This window comes from Streptomyces drozdowiczii, from assembly GCF_026167665.1.
Taxonomy (GTDB): domain Bacteria; phylum Actinomycetota; class Actinomycetes; order Streptomycetales; family Streptomycetaceae; genus Streptomyces; species Streptomyces drozdowiczii_A.
On record NZ_CP098740.1, the window covers coordinates 2,889,952 to 2,903,841 of the forward strand.

17 protein-coding genes are annotated in these 13,890 nt (G+C 71.4%); 3 read left to right on the plus strand and 14 right to left on the minus strand.

Going from position 1 to position 13,890, the window contains the following annotated elements; all coding sequences use genetic code 11:
- Positions 1–147: 147 nt before the first annotated feature.
- The 3 genes from NEH16_RS12955 (at position 148) to NEH16_RS12965 (ending at position 1,962) form a co-directional block, all read left to right on the plus strand.
- Positions 148–636 (plus strand): YajQ family cyclic di-GMP-binding protein, encoded by a 489-nt coding sequence (locus NEH16_RS12955; RefSeq protein WP_018519335.1) that lies wholly within the window; start codon positions 148–150, stop codon positions 634–636.
- A 146-nt stretch (positions 637–782) separates the two neighbouring features.
- Positions 783–1,289 carry a methylated-DNA--[protein]-cysteine S-methyltransferase gene (locus NEH16_RS12960; protein ID WP_265542183.1) on the plus strand — a complete coding sequence of 169 codons (507 nt, stop codon included), beginning with the start codon at positions 783–785 and terminating at the stop codon, positions 1,287–1,289.
- 13 nt (positions 1,290–1,302) lie between these two features.
- On the plus strand, positions 1,303–1,962 hold the full coding sequence (locus tag NEH16_RS12965) for an alpha-ketoglutarate-dependent dioxygenase AlkB family protein (protein ID WP_265547171.1): 660 nt from the start codon (positions 1,303–1,305) through the stop codon (positions 1,960–1,962).
- Positions 1,963–1,964: 2 nt separating this feature from the next.
- Here NEH16_RS12965 and NEH16_RS12970 read toward each other — a convergent pair whose 3' ends face one another.
- From NEH16_RS12970 to NEH16_RS13035, 14 genes are all read right to left on the minus strand, one after another.
- Positions 1,965–2,237 carry a GlsB/YeaQ/YmgE family stress response membrane protein gene (locus tag NEH16_RS12970; RefSeq protein WP_073964478.1) on the minus strand — a complete coding sequence of 91 codons (273 nt, stop codon included), beginning with the start codon at positions 2,235–2,237 and terminating at the stop codon, positions 1,965–1,967.
- 90 nt (positions 2,238–2,327) lie between these two features.
- The gene (locus NEH16_RS12975) at positions 2,328–2,720 is read right to left on the minus strand and encodes a YccF domain-containing protein (protein WP_073964479.1); all 393 of its coding nucleotides are present in this window, start codon (positions 2,718–2,720) and stop codon (positions 2,328–2,330) included.
- Positions 2,717–3,580 (minus strand): zinc metalloprotease HtpX, encoded by an 864-nt coding sequence (gene htpX, locus NEH16_RS12980; protein WP_265542187.1) that lies wholly within the window; start codon positions 3,578–3,580, stop codon positions 2,717–2,719. Before htpX ends, NEH16_RS12975 begins: the two co-directional genes overlap by 4 nt.
- Before the next feature lie 194 nt (positions 3,581–3,774).
- Positions 3,775–4,239 carry an MscL family protein gene (locus NEH16_RS12985; protein WP_265542189.1) on the minus strand — a complete coding sequence of 155 codons (465 nt, stop codon included), beginning with the start codon at positions 4,237–4,239 and terminating at the stop codon, positions 3,775–3,777.
- A gap of 116 nt (positions 4,240–4,355) precedes the next feature.
- Positions 4,356–5,873, minus strand: a complete 1,518-nt coding sequence (locus NEH16_RS12990) for an NADH-quinone oxidoreductase subunit N (RefSeq protein WP_265542192.1) — start codon at positions 5,871–5,873, stop codon at positions 4,356–4,358.
- Positions 5,870–7,420 (minus strand): complex I subunit 4 family protein, encoded by a 1,551-nt coding sequence (locus NEH16_RS12995; RefSeq protein WP_265547173.1) that lies wholly within the window; start codon positions 7,418–7,420, stop codon positions 5,870–5,872. Before NEH16_RS12995 ends, NEH16_RS12990 begins: the two co-directional genes overlap by 4 nt.
- Positions 7,421–7,447: 27 nt before the next feature.
- Positions 7,448–9,448, minus strand: coding sequence for an NADH-quinone oxidoreductase subunit 5 family protein (locus tag NEH16_RS13000; RefSeq protein WP_265542194.1), 2,001 nt, complete (start codon positions 9,446–9,448; stop codon positions 7,448–7,450).
- Complete coding sequence (gene nuoK, locus NEH16_RS13005; protein WP_073964485.1) at positions 9,445–9,864, minus strand: NADH-quinone oxidoreductase subunit NuoK; 420 nt, start codon at positions 9,862–9,864, stop codon at positions 9,445–9,447. The genes NEH16_RS13000 and nuoK overlap by 4 nt, the downstream gene beginning before the upstream one ends.
- Positions 9,864–10,460 carry an NADH-quinone oxidoreductase subunit J family protein gene (locus tag NEH16_RS13010; RefSeq protein WP_265542196.1) on the minus strand — a complete coding sequence of 199 codons (597 nt, stop codon included), beginning with the start codon at positions 10,458–10,460 and terminating at the stop codon, positions 9,864–9,866. The genes nuoK and NEH16_RS13010 overlap by 1 nt, the downstream gene beginning before the upstream one ends.
- On the minus strand, positions 10,457–11,041 hold the full coding sequence (locus NEH16_RS13015) for a NuoI/complex I 23 kDa subunit family protein (RefSeq protein WP_265542198.1): 585 nt from the start codon (positions 11,039–11,041) through the stop codon (positions 10,457–10,459). The genes NEH16_RS13010 and NEH16_RS13015 overlap by 4 nt, the downstream gene beginning before the upstream one ends.
- Positions 11,041–12,009 (minus strand): complex I subunit 1/NuoH family protein, encoded by a 969-nt coding sequence (locus NEH16_RS13020; protein WP_265542199.1) that lies wholly within the window; start codon positions 12,007–12,009, stop codon positions 11,041–11,043. Before NEH16_RS13020 ends, NEH16_RS13015 begins: the two co-directional genes overlap by 1 nt.
- Positions 12,006–12,818 carry an NADH-quinone oxidoreductase subunit C gene (locus tag NEH16_RS13025; protein WP_374215659.1) on the minus strand — a complete coding sequence of 271 codons (813 nt, stop codon included), beginning with the start codon at positions 12,816–12,818 and terminating at the stop codon, positions 12,006–12,008. The genes NEH16_RS13020 and NEH16_RS13025 overlap by 4 nt, the downstream gene beginning before the upstream one ends.
- Positions 12,815–13,435, minus strand: a complete 621-nt coding sequence (locus NEH16_RS13030; RefSeq protein ID WP_073964490.1) for an NADH-quinone oxidoreductase subunit B — start codon at positions 13,433–13,435, stop codon at positions 12,815–12,817. Before NEH16_RS13030 ends, NEH16_RS13025 begins: the two co-directional genes overlap by 4 nt.
- Positions 13,426–13,848 carry an NADH-quinone oxidoreductase subunit A gene (locus NEH16_RS13035; RefSeq protein WP_242441963.1) on the minus strand — a complete coding sequence of 141 codons (423 nt, stop codon included), beginning with the start codon at positions 13,846–13,848 and terminating at the stop codon, positions 13,426–13,428. Before NEH16_RS13035 ends, NEH16_RS13030 begins: the two co-directional genes overlap by 10 nt.
- Positions 13,849–13,890: the final 42 nt, after the last annotated feature.

Here is a 13,890-nt window from a genome sequence, read left to right on the forward strand (position 1 = left end):
GCAACGACGTAAACAATACCTGATGACCGAGGGTGCTACGCCACCGGATTGTTCGGAGGCCCGTGCGGTCTCGGGTGGCTAGGCTTTACGCGGCCGCTGCGCCAGGTACGCACTTTCCAGCACCCCCGATCCAAGGAGCCACACGTCATGGCCGACTCCAGTTTCGACATCGTCTCGAAGGTCGAGCGGCAGGAGGTCGACAACGCCCTCAACCAGGCCGCCAAGGAGATCTCCACCCGTTACGACTTCAAGGGCACGGACGCGTCGATCGCGTGGTCCGGCGAGAAGATCCTGATGCAGGCGAACGGCGAGGAGCGGGTCAAGGCCATCCTCGACATCTTCCAGTCCAAGCTGATCAAGCGCGGGATCTCGCTGAAGTCGCTGGACGCCGGTGAGCCGCAGCTGTCCGGCAAGGAGTACAAGCTGTTCGCCTCGATCCAGGAGGGCATCTCCCAGGAGAACGCCAAGAAGGTCGCGAAGATCATCCGCGACGAGGGTCCCAAGGGCGTCAAGGCCCAGGTCCAGGGCGAGGAGCTGCGGGTCACCTCGAAGAGCCGGGACGACCTCCAGGCCGTGCAGGCGCTGCTGAAGGCCCAGGACTTCGACTTCGACGTGCAGTTCGCGAACTACCGCTAGAGCGGGGTGGTCCGGGTGCGGAGGGCTTCGTTCCGTGCCCGGACTGCATGTCCGAATACCGCCGGTCTCGGCGGTTCGGGCGCAGCAGACTGGTCCATGGCGGCCGGCGTTCCGGCCGGTCGTACGGACGAGGAGAGGGACCGGTCATGACCATGTACGCGACGGTCGACAGCCCGCTGGGTGAACTGCTGCTGGTCGGGGAAGAGGCCCCCGGAGCGGCGGGCGTCGCGCTCGTCTCGCTCTCCGTGCCCGGCCAGAAGGGCGGCACCGTCGTCCAGGACGGCTGGGTGTACGCGCCGGAGGCGTTCGCGGGGGTCGCCGCCCAGCTGCGGGAGTACTTCGAGGGGCGCAGGACGCGCTTCGACCTGGTGTACGCGCAGGGGCGGGGCACCGAGTTCCAGCGGCGGGTCTGGGACGCGCTGGAGGCCGTTCCGTACGGCGAGACGGTCTCGTACGGGCAGATCGCCGCGCGCGTCGGCGCGAGCGGTGCCGGGGTGCGGGCCGTGGGCACCGCGATCGGGCGCAATCCGCTGCTCGTCGTGCGGCCGTGCCACCGGGTGATCGGTGCGGACGGCGCGCTGCGCGGGTACGCGGGCGGTCTTGAGCGCAAGGAGCGGCTGCTGGGGCTCGAAGGGGCCCTGGCGGGGCGTTGACGGGCGGCCGGTGATGGACGGGCTCTTCCCCAGGTCGCGCGCCGTCATCGCGCCGGGGGCCGTGCATGTGCCCGACTGGCTGTCGCCGGAGCGGCAGCGGGAGTTGGTGGTGGCGTGCCGGGAGTGGGCGCGGGGGCCCGTGCCGCTGCGGCACACGGCGTTGCCGGGTGGCGGGGTCATGTCGGTGCGGACGGTGTGCCTCGGGTGGCACTGGCAGCCGTACCGCTATGCGCGTACCGCCGACGATGTGAACGGGGCTCCGGTGCTCCCGTTCCCCGGCTGGCTCGCGGAGTTGGGGCGGGCGGCGGTGGCGGAGGCGTACGGGCGGGGAGGCGGCTCGGAGGCGTACGCGCCGGATGCCGCGCTGGTCAACTTCTACGACGGCACGGCCCGGATGGGCATGCACCGGGATGCCGAGGAGCGGTCCGAGGCGCCCGTGGTGTCGCTCAGCATCGGGGACACATGCGTCTTCCGGTTCGGCAACACCGAGGGCCGGGGCAGGCCGTGGACGGACGTGGAGCTGGCGTCCGGGGATCTGTTCGTGTTCGGCGGGCCGTCGCGCCGGGCGTTCCACGGAGTGCCCTCGGTCCGGCCCGGCACCGCTCCCCCCGGCACGGGGATGAGCGGTGGCCGGCTCAATCTGACGCTGCGTGAAACGGGCCTGGACGGCTGACGTCAGCGGCGTTCGCGGGAGTTGCCGAAGAGCAGGCGGTAGGCGATCAGCAGGACCAGGGAGCCGCCGATGGCCGCGACCCAGGTCGCCGGGTCGAAGAAGTCCTTGGAGATCTCACGGTCCAGGAAGCGCGACGATATCCAGCCACCGAGGAACGCGCCGACGATCCCTATGAGCGTGGTGCCGATCAGACCGCCGGGGTCGCGCCCCGGCAGCAGGATCTTGGCGATGACGCCCGCGACGAGCCCGAGAATGATCCAGCCGATAATGGTCATGCGTGCGAACCTACCCGTCCCTCTGTCCTGGAATCCAAGACGCCGGGGAGGGGCGGGCGGTTGCGTGCGGCGGCCTGCGGGCCGGGGGGCTTACCAGCCGGCGAACTGCTCGTCGGTGTCGACGATCTCCTTGCCGAACGGCATCAGGGACACCGGGATCAGCTTGAAGTTGGCGATGCCCAGGGGGATTCCGATGATCGTGAGGCACAGGGCGATGCCCGTGGTGATGTGACCGAGCGCCAGCCACCAGCCGGCGAGGATCAGCCACAGCACGTTGCCCACGCAGGACGCTCCACCGGCGTCCCGGCGGTCGACCACCCGGTGCCCGAAGGGCCACAGGGCGTAGACGCCGATCCGGAAGGCGGCCAGGCCGAAGGGGATGCCGATGATCGTGATGCAGAGCAGGACTCCCGCGAGCAGATAGCCGAGGAACATCCAGAATCCGCAGAGGACCAGCCAAATGACGTTCAGAATGGTTTTCACGGGCGAGGACCTGCCATCTGCTCGAGTCGGGCGATGCGCTCCGCCATCGGCGGGTGGGTCGAGAACATCTTGGACATCCCCTGCCCCGCGCGGAAGGGGTTGGCGATCATCATGTGGCTCGCGGTCTCGATCTTCGGCTCCGGGGGCAGCGGGAGCTGCTGCGTCCCGGCCTCCAGCTTCCGGAGGGCACTGGCGAGGGCCAGCGGATCCCCGGTGAGCCGGGCGCCCGAGGCGTCCGCCTCGTACTCCCGGGAGCGGCTGACGGCCAGCTGGATGACGGACGCGGCGAGCGGGCCGAGGATCATGATCAGCAGCATGCCGAGGATGCCCGGGCCCTCGTCGTCGTTGGAGCGGCCGACCGGTATCAGCCAGGCGAAGTTGACCAGGAACATCACGACGGAGGCCAGCGCTCCGGCGACCGACGAGATGAGGATGTCCCGGTTGTAGACGTGGCTCAGCTCGTGGCCGAGGACGCCGCGCAGCTCGCGCTCGTCCAGCAGGCTCAGGATGCCCTCGGTGCAGCAGACCGCCGCGTTGCGCGGATTGCGGCCGGTCGCGAAGGCGTTGGGTGCCTGGGTCGGGGAGATGTAGAGCCGGGGCATGGGTTGGCGCGCCGAGGTGGAGAGCTCGCGGACCATGCGGTAGAGCTGGGGCGCCTCGAATTCGCTCACGGGGCGGGCGCGCATGGCCCGCAGCGCCAGCTTGTCGCTGTTCCAGTACGCGTACGCGTTGGTGCCGATCGCCACCAGGAGGGCGACGAGCAGCCCCGTACGGCCGAAGAAGCTGCCGATGACGATGATGAGTGCGGACAGGCCCCCGAGGAGTACGGCGGTCCTCAGCCCGTTGTGCCGGCGGTGCACGGTACGCCCTCCAAATCGTGCAGCAGGGGAGCCCTTGGCGGGTGGGGCCCCACCGCTCAGTGGAGCCTCCCGTACTGGTCAACGCCAGGCGAAGGATGCGAGTTCCCTGGTGCGGACGGCCGGACGGCCCAGGCCGGACCCGCTGTACGCGTGGGACCGGGCTCTGGGCCGTCCGGGTGGAGGTGTGGCCGTGCTCAGCGCTGGACGGGGAGCTTGGCCAGCTCCAGGGCCGCCGGGTCGGGCTCGACCTCGCTGGTGCAGTGGGCGCAGCGGGAGGCGATGGCCGGGATCTCGGTGTAGCAGCGGGGGCAGTCGCGCAGGGCGGCCTTGATGTCGACCGGCTCGTCGGCCTTCTTGGCGGTGAAGCGGTCCTGGACCTTGGCCATCGGCATGACGACGCAGAAGTAGAGGACCGCGGCGGTGATGAGGAAGGCGATCGCGGCGCTGAGGAACAGGCCGTACGGGAAGTCCACGCCGTCGACGTCGAAGTGCGCCTTGCTGAAGTCGCCGGTGCCGCGGGTGAAGACGCCGATGAGCGGCACGATGAAGGCGTTGCTGAATCCGGTGACGACCGCGGTGAACGCGGCTCCGACGGCGAGACCGACCGCCATGGAGATGACGTTCCCGCGCAGGATGAAGTCCTTGAACCCGCTCAGCACTGCTCTGGCTCCTTGTGGTGTTGAGAACGTCGTACGCGTTCCAAGCCATCGACCTTGCCCTGTGCGGGCGGCCGGGGGCAAGCCGATCTTGTCACCTTTCGAACAGGTGAACGAGATCAGAAGAGATTGACGGCGGCGAATCTCAGGACGGTCTGTGGGGCGCCCGACAGGACGACTCCGGCGGCCGCGGTGAGGACGATCGCCGCGGTCAGGGGCGCCGGGACCCGGTGCCGTACGGCGGGCTGCGCCTCTTCCCCGTCCGCGGGCGCCCGGAACAGGGCGGCCGTCCACTGGAGGTAGTAGTACAGGGCGACGACGACGTTGACGGCCATCACGACGGCGAGCCAGCCCAGGCCCGCGTCGACGGCCGCCGAGAACACCGTGACCTTGGCGAAGAGCCCGATGATCCCCGGCGGCAGCCCGGCCAGGCAGAGCAGGAAGAACGCCAGCGCGAGGGCGGCCAGGGGCCGGGTGGCGTACAGGCCGCGGTAGTCGTCAAGACGGTTGCCCGGGCGGGTACGGGCGACCAGGGCGGCCACCGCGAACGCACCGAGGTTCACGACGGCGTACATCAGGGCGTACGCGACGGTGGAGCCGATCCTGCGCTCCCCCGCGTACGCGGCGGCGGCCACGGGGACGAGCAGGTACCCGGCCTGGGCGACGGAGGACCAGGCGAGCAGGCGTACGGCGCTGCGCGCGCGGGAAGCGCTCTGGCGCAGCGCGGCGACGTTGCCGACGGTCATCGTGAGCGCGGCCAGGACCGCGAGGGCGGGGCCCCACACGTCCGCGTAGGCCGGGAAGGCGATCACGGTGACGAGGATGAGGCCGGTGAAGCCGACCGCCTTGCCGACGACCGAGAGGTAGGCGGCGATGGGCAGCGGGGCGCCGACATAGGTGTCGGGCACCCAGAAGTGGAAGGGCGCGGCGGCCGTCTTGAAGGCGAAGCCGACCAGCGTCAGCGCGACGCCCGCCCCGGCGAGGGTGGAGAGCCGGGGGTCGACGTGGCCGAGCCGGCCGGCCAGCTCCGTGAGGTGCAGCGTGCCGGTGGCCGCGTAGACGAAGCTGACGCCGAGGAGCATCACGGCGGTGGCGGTCACGGAGGACAGGAAGAACTTCAGCGCGGCCTCGGAGGAGCGCCGGTCGCCGCGCTTGATGCCGACGAGGGCGAACGCGGGCAGCGAGGCGACTTCGAGGGCGATGACCAGCGTGGCGAGGTCCCGGGACGCGGGCAGGAGCGCGGCGCCGGCGGCGGACGAGAGCAGCAGGAACCAGAACTCGCCGGCCGGGAGCTTGCGGATGTCGCCGAGGGAGAGCAGCGCGGTGAGCAGCGCGCCGCCGAGCACAAGGGCCTGGATGACCAGGGTGAAGTGGTCGGCGGTGTAGCTGCACGCGTGGCTGCCGGTGGTGAGGCAGAAGGTGGAGCGGTCGCCGTCGTGGAGCGGGAGGATCAGGGCGAGCGAGGCGACGAGTCCGGCGACGGCCCCGTAGCCGAGGAGCGGTTTGCGGGCCTCGGTGACGAAGAGGTCGGCGACCAGGACGACGAGGGCGACGGCCGCGGCGGTGAGCGGGGGCGCGATGGCGAGCCAGTCGACGGACTGGACGAGGCTGGTGGCGCTCTCGGCCGCTGTGGTCACGACTTGCCTCCTGCGAGGAGCTTCTGCACGGCCGGGTCGGTGAGGCCGAGGAGGACGGCGGGCCACAGGCCGGCGAGGACGGTGAGGGCCGCGAGGGGGGTCCAGGCGGCGAATTCGTAGCTCTGGACGTCGGCGATCTGCCGCGGTTCGTCGCGGTGGGCGCCCATGCAGACGCGGCGGACCACGATCAGCAGGTAGGCGGCGGTGAGCAGGGTGCCGAAGGCGGCGATCGACATGAACGTCAGGAAGGCGGGCCTGCTCAGGCCCTCGGCCGGGTCGAACGCGCCGAACAGGGCGAGCATCTCGCCCCAGAACCCGGCGAGCCCCGGCAGCCCGAGCGAGGCGACCGCGGCGAACGCGAGGAGGCCGCCGAGGCGGGGCGCGCGGCCGTAGAGGGCGGCGCCGGTGGCCCCGGCGAGGGTGTCCAGGTCGGCGGTGCCGTAGCGGTCCTTCACCGCGCCGACCAGGAAGAACAGCAGGCCGGTGATGAGGCCGTGGGCGATGTTGGCGAAGAGCGCGCCGTTGACGCCGGTGGGGGTCATGCTCGCGATGCCGAGGAGCACGAAGCCCATGTGGCCGACGGAGGAGTACGCGATGAGCCGCTTCAGGTCGCCCTTGGCGCCGGGCCGGGCGAGGGCCAGGCAGGCGAGCGATCCGTAGACGATCCCGGCGACGGCGAAGGCCGCGAGGTACGGGGCGAAGGTGTGCATCCCGTCGGGGGCGACCGGGAGCAGGATGCGGACGAAGCCGTACGTGCCCATCTTCAGCAGGACGCCCGCGAGGAGCACGGAGCCGACGGTCGGGGCGGCGGTGTGGGCGTCGGGCAGCCAGCTGTGCAGCGGCCACATCGGGGTCTTCACGGCGAGCCCGATCCCGATCGCCAGAACGGCGGTGACCTGCACGGACGAGGTGAGCCCGCGGCCGTTGTCAGTGGCGAGTGCCACCATGTCGAAGGTGCCGCTCTTCAGTCCGATGAGGAGCAGGCCCAGCAGCATGACGACCGAGCCGAGCAGTGTGTAGAGGATGAATTTCCAGGCGGCCGCCTGCCTCCCCGCACCGCCCCATCGGGCGATCAGGAAGTACATCGGGATGAGCACCATCTCGAACGCCAGGAAGAACAGGAGCAGGTCGAGCACGGCGAAGGTGGCGAGGGTGCCGGACTCCAGGAGGAGGACCAGCGCGACGAACGCCTTCGGGGAGGGGCCTTCGGGCAGCTTGAAGTAGCTGTAGAGCGCGCAGAGGAAGGTCAGCAGCGCGGTCAGGACGAGCAGGGGGAGCGAGATGCCGTCGATGCCGAGGTGGATGCGCACGTCCAGCGCCGGGATCCAGCTGATGTCGGTGGTGGCCTGCATCTTCGACGGGTGGTCGTGGTCGAAGCCGGCGGCCAGCACCAGGGTCGCCAGGAGGATGACCCCGGTGACGGTCACGCCGTGGCGGAGCACGGCCTGGTCGGGGCTGCGGCCCTTCAGCCCGGGCGGGGCGGGGAGCAGGGCGGCGACGGCCCCGATGAGCGGGCCGACGACGACGAACGCCAGAAGGAACTGCATCACGGATGCGCTGATATCGATCACGGCTCAGGACCCCGCGTTGACGTTGGCGTAGACGACGGCGGCGACCGCCAGGACCAGGGAACCGGCCAGCAGTGCGCTGAGGTAGCTCTGCACGTTGCCGGTCTGGGCGCGGCGGACGGCCGTGCCGAGCCAGCGTGCGCCGGTGGCGGAGCCGCGTACGTAGGTCTCGACGACCTCGCGGTCCAGGAAGCGGACGAGGCGTGCGGCGGCCTGGACGGGGCGGACGAACAGCGCCGCGTACAGGGCGTCGAGGTGGAAGCCGGTGGCCGCGTGGCGGTGGAGGGGGCCGAGCAGCAGGCGTCCGGGGTCGGCGGGGTCGGGGGCGTCCCCGGCCGGGCCGTAGGCGGCGGTGCGGGCCTCGATGGCCTCGATCTCCACGAGCGCCGGTTCGGCGTCCGGGTGGGCGACGACCGAGCCCATCGGGACGCGGGCGGCGAGCGCGGTGGTGTGGCGCCAGGCCCCGTAGGTGACCAGGCCGCCGACGAGGCCGACGCCGGTGGACAGGACGGCCGTGGTCAGCGAGGGGACGAGGCGGTGTCCGTCGAACCAGTCGCCGATGACGCCGACGCTCAGCCCGAGGGCGATGGTCGGGACGGCCAGGACCCACAGGACGGCGGTCATGGCGGCGGGCTGCCTGCCGTGGTCGGGGGCCTCGGCGCCCCGGCCCCGGAAGGCGAGGAGCCAGAGCCGGGTGGCGTAGGCGGCGGTGAGCACGGCGGCCAGCAGCCCGGCGACGAGGACCGTCCAGCCGGCGGCGGCCGGGGCGACGTGCCGGTCGCCCAGCGCGGTGTGCTCGGCGGCGACGAGGACGGCTTCCTTGGAGAAGAAGCCGGCGAACGGCGGGATGGCGGCAAGCGCGAGCAGCGCCACGGTCATCGTCCAGTAGGCGTCCGGGATGCGGCGGGCGAGGCCGCTCATCCGGGACATGGCGGCCAGCGAGTTGGTGCCGGCGGCGTGGATGACGACGCCGGCCGCGAGGAAGAGGACCGCCTTGAAGGCACCGTGCGAGACGAGGTGGAAGACGGCGGCCCCCCGGTCGCCGACGGCCAGGGCGCCCGACATGTAGCCGAGCTGCCCGATGGTCGAGTAGGCGAGGACGCGCTTGATGTCGTCCTGGGCGAGCGCGGCGAGCCCGGACCCGATCATCGTGACGGCCGCCATCACGGCGAGGACGACCAGGGCCGCGCCGGACGCGGCGAAGACGGGGAGGAGCCGGGCGACGAAGTAGATGCCGGCGGCGACCATCGTCGCCGCGTGGATCAGCGCCGAGACGGGGGTCGGGCCGGCCATGGCGTCGGGCAGCCAGGTGTGCAGGGGGAACTGCGCGGACTTGCCCGCGACCCCGGCCAGGAGGAGGAGCGCGATGAGGGTCGGGTGATCGAGGCCGCCGTGGGCGACGGCGCCCAGGATGCGGGTGATGCGGAATGAGCCGGTATCGGCGGCGAGCGCGAACAGGCCGATGAGGAAGGGGACGTCGCCCAGCTTGGTGACCAGGAACGCCTTCAGGGACGCGGCGCGCGCCTCGGGCGTCTCCCAGTAGTGGCCGACCAGGAAGTACGAGCAGATGCCCATGACCTCCCAGCCGACCAGCAGCACCATCAGGTCGCCGGAGTAGACGACGAGCAGCATCGCGGAGGTGAAGAGGGAGACCAGCGCCGCGTACGAGGGGTAGCGGGGGTCGTCGCGGAGATACGCGGTCGAGTAGATCTGCACGCAGCTCGCGACCAGGGCGACCAGCACGGCGACGAGGACGGCGAAGCCGTCGAGGTGCAGCGCGAGGTCGATGGGGACGGAGCCGGTGGGGGTGAGCTGGGTGGCCGCGTCGATGGCCCGGCCGCCCCCCTGGCGCGCGGCGACGGTGGCCGCGAGGACGAGCGAGACGAGGGAGGGCAGTACGGCGAGCGGGCGCACGAACTCGGGTGCGGTGCGGCCGATGAGCAGCCCGGCCGCCGCGCCCAGGAACGGGAGGAGGGGGACGAGGACGGCGAGGGTCGTGGTGGTCACGGGGTGGCCTCTGCCTTCTTTGCCTTCCCTGCCGCAGCAGTGGCCTGGTCTTCGGGTTCGGTGACGGCGTCGTCCTCGTCGTCGCCGGCCGGGACGGTCTCGGCCTCGTCGGTCTCGGCGGTGTCGCGGAGGCGGTCGACGTCGGAGCTGCCCCGGTTGCGGTGGACGGCGAGGACGATCGCCAGGCCGATGCCGATCTCCGCCGCCGCGATGGCGATGGTGAACAGGGTGAGGGCCTGGCCGGAGTGGAGGCGGTCGCGGAGCCAGACGTCGAACGCGACCAGGTTGAGGTTGACCGCGTTGAGCATCAGCTCGACGGACATCAGGACGAGGATCGCGTTGCGGCGGGCGAGGACTCCGTACAGCCCGGTGCAGAAGAGGAGGGCGGCGAGCACCGCGGGATAGGCGAGGTGCATCAGCGCGCGTCCTCTCGGGGCGGGGTGGCGTCGGCCCGGTCCGCTGCCCGGCCGCCCTTGCGGGAGAGGACGATCGCGCCGACCAGGGCGGCGAGCAGGAGGACGGAGAGGGCTTCGAAGGGGAGCACCCAGTTCCGGAAGAGGAAGGCGCCGGTGACCTCGGTGGAGCCCTGGGCGGGCCCGTCCAGCTCGATCCACGTCGTGCGGAAGGCGTCCACGACGACCCAGAGGAGGGTGCCGGCCGAGGCGACGGCGACCGCGAGGGCGGCCCACCGGTTCTCGGAGTCGGCATCCGGGGAGCGCCCGATCGGGGCCCTGGTGAGCATCAGCCCGAACAGGAGGAGGACGACGACGGAGCCCACGTAGATCAGTACCTGCACCCAGGCGATGAACTCCGCGGTGAGCAGGAGGTACTCGACGGCGAGGCCGCCGAGCGCCACGATCAGCCAGAGGGCGGCGTGCACCAGCTGACGGGTCGTGACGGTCACCACCGCCGCGCCGAGGGTGACGATGCCGACGAGGACGAAGACGATCTCGACGCCGGACGGGGAGAGGAAGCCGGGGGCCGCCTCGGCGGCCGCGAGGGCGTTGCTCATGCGTTGCCCTCCTGCCCTGTGTCGTCCTGCGCGTGCTGCTGTTCCTGCTCCTGCTCCTGCTGGGCGCGGAGCTTGTCCGCCGTCTTGCGGGCCGCGGCGAGTTCCTTCGGTTCCTCGGCGCGCGGGTCGAGCGCGGGCGGTTCCGGGACCGTCCACATCCAGTCGCGCAGCTTGTCGCGCTCATGGGTGAGGTCGAGGATGTCCGTCTCCGCGTACTCGAACTCCGGCGACCAGAACAGCGCGTCGAAGGGGCAGACCTCGATGCAGATGCCGCAGTACATGCAGAGCGAGAAGTCGATCGCGAAGCGGTCGAGCACGTTGCGGCTGCGTTCGCGGCCGCCCGGGGCCGCGGCCGGCACCGTCTCCTTGTGGGAGTCGATGTAGATGCACCAGTCGGGGCACTCGCGGGCGCACAGCATGCAGACCGTGCAGTTCTCCTCGAACAGCGCGATGACCCCGCGCGAACGGGGCGGCAGTTCGGGCTGCACGTCCGGGTACTGGGCGGTGACGGTCTTCTTCGTCATCGTCCGCAGGGTGACGGCGAGGCCCTTGGCCAGACCTGAGCCGGGGATCGGGGGCACTAGTTGATCGCCACCTTCACGATGCCGGTGAGCGCGATCTGCGCGAGAGCGAGGGGGATGAGGGTCGTCCAGGCGAGCTTCTGCAACTGGTCCTCGCGCAGGCGCGGGTAGCTCACGCGCAGCCAGATCACGACGAACGCGAGGATGCCGGTCTTCAGCAGAGTCCACACCCAGCCGAGTCCGTCGGCGCCCAGCGGGCCGTGCCAGCCGCCGAGGAACAGCACGGTGGTCAGCCCGCACAGCACGACGATGCCGGCGTACTCGGCGAGCAGGAACAGCGCGAAGCGGAGGCCGGTGTACTCGGTGTACGCGCCGAAGATGATCTCCGAATCGGCGACCGGCATGTCGAACGGGGGGCGCTGGAGTTCGGCGAGCCCGGCCACGAAGAAGACCAGGGCGCCGGTGATCTGCCAGGGCAGCCACCACCACTCGAACGCGTCCAGGATGCCGGGCAGCGAGACCGTGCCCGCCGCCATCGCCACCGAGGCGGCGGCGAGCAGCATCGGCAGCTCGTACGCGAGGAGTTGCGCGGCGGTGCGGAGGCCGCCGAGCAGGGAGAACTTGTTGGCCGACGCCCAGCCGGCCATCAGCGAGCCGAGCACGCCCACGCCCATTACGGCGAGCACGAAGAAGATGCCCGCGTCGACGACCTGGCCGACCGCACCCTCGCCCGGGCCGATCGGGACCGCGACCAGGACGAGCAGGTACGGGAGGAGGGCCACGGCCGGCGCCAGGCGGAAGACCTTGCGGTCGGCGCCGGCGGGGACGATGTCCTCCTTCTGCGCGAACTTCACGCCGTCGGCGACGAGCTGGGCCCAGCCGTGGAAGCCCCCGGCATACATGGGGCCGAGGCGGCCCTGCATGTGGGCCATGACCTTGTGTTCGGTCTGGCCCACGAGGAGGGGGAGGACCATGAAGACGGCGAAGACGATGACGATGCGGAGGGCGACGTCCAGGGCGTCGTTCACTCTTGATCGCCTCCGTTGTCGGGGGTGTCGGTGTCGGGACGAACCGGGGGCCGGGTCTCCGGTGCGTTGCGCCACGGTGCGTCCGTCGCCGGAGGCGACCCCGCCCCCTGGCTCGCCGAGCCCTGGGACGCGCTGCGGGTGCGGCGCGGGCGGGGTTCCGCCGGGGTCGTCGGGGTCGCGTCGCCCGCCGTGCGGGCGCGCCGCGCCGGGCGGGCCGGAGCCGGAGGCAGCTGGCCCTTCAGGGGGCCCCACTCGTTCGGGTCCGGGACGCCGGGCGGGAGCATCGTGCGGCGCTTCGGGCCGCCGTGGTCCGACTCGCCCGGTTCCTTCGCGCCCGGCCACGCCTTCGCGACGCGGGCGGCCAGGACGAAGTCCTTACGGAGGGGGTGGCCCTCGAAGTTCTCGGGGAGGAGGAGCGGGACCAGGTTCGGGTGGTCCTCGAAGACGACGCCGAACATCTCGTGCGTCTCGCGTTCGTGCCAGGCGGCCCCCGCGTACACACCGATCGCCGTCGGCAGCGACGGGGCCTCGTGCGGCACCGTCGTACGGAGCAGCAGGCGGCGGACGCCGGAGCCGGGCAGCGCCACCACATGCGCGCACACCCGGAAGCCCGTGCCCGGTTCGTCCACCGCGCTCAGCCAGTCGAAATACGTGCAGCCGAGGGCGTCGCGCGCGGTTTCGAGGGCGGGCAGCCAGGAAGCGGGCGGGACGTCCACCGTCAGCAGGTCGTACGCCTGTTCCGCCGTGGCGTCCTCGCCGAAGACGTCCGTCACCGCGTCCGGGAGGCGGTCGAAGGAGGCCGTACTCACTTCTCCTCCCCCTTCACCAGGCCGCTGCGCAGCGCCGCCGTCGACGGACGGGCGCCCGCCGCATCCGCGTAACGCTCCCCCAGCGACTCGCGCGCGATCTTCTCCTGGAGCTTCAGGATGCCCTGGAGCAGCGCCTCGGGGCGGGGCGGGCAGCCGGGGACGTAGACGTCGACGGGGATGATCTGGTCGACGCCCTTCGTGACGGAGTACGAGTCCCAGTACGGGCCGCCGCAGTTGGAGCAGGCGCCGAAGGAGATGACGTACTTGGGCTCGGGCATCTGCTCGTACAGGCGCTTGACCGCCGGGGCCATCTTGTCCGTCACCGTGCCGGAGACGATCATCAGGTCGGCCTGGCGCGGGCCCGGCGCGAAGGGGATGACGCCGAGCCGGATGAAGTCGTGGCGCGCCATGGAGGCGGCGATGAATTCGATGGCGCAGCAGGCGAGTCCGAAGTTGAAGACCCAGAGGCTGTAGCGGCGGCCCCAGTTGAGGACCACCTTCATCGGTTCCGGCGCGAGCCTGGACAGGACGCCCAGGCGCTTCGGTTCCGGGAGGAACGTGGGTACGGCGGCGGGTTCGTCCCCCGCCCCGGCCGACGACGGGCTCGTCACGTCCATTCGAGGACGCCCTTCTTCCATGCGTAGAGCAGTCCCACGGCCAGGAAACCGAGGAAGATGAACATTTCCACCAGCGTGGTGGCGCCGTAGCCCGGCGCCGCGAAGACCGTCGCCCAGGGGAACAGGAAGATCGAGTCGACGGCGAAGATCACGTACAGGAAGGCGTACACGTAGTAGCGGACCTGGGTGTGCGCCCAGCCCTCCCCCACGGGGTCCACGCCGCATTCGTACGTGAGCAGCTTCTCCGGCGTCGGGACCACCGGCCGCAGCAGCCGGCCCGCGCCGAAGGCGACGGCGACGAACAGGACGCCGACCACGGCGAGCAGTCCGACCACCGCGTACGCGTGGAAGTAGTCCGACGACGCGAGCACCGTCCGCGCCGGTGTCGATGCCGCACCGGGAAGACCCGTCACGTCCGCCCCTCGCTCCCTAGCCCCGTCCACGATCTGTACGCA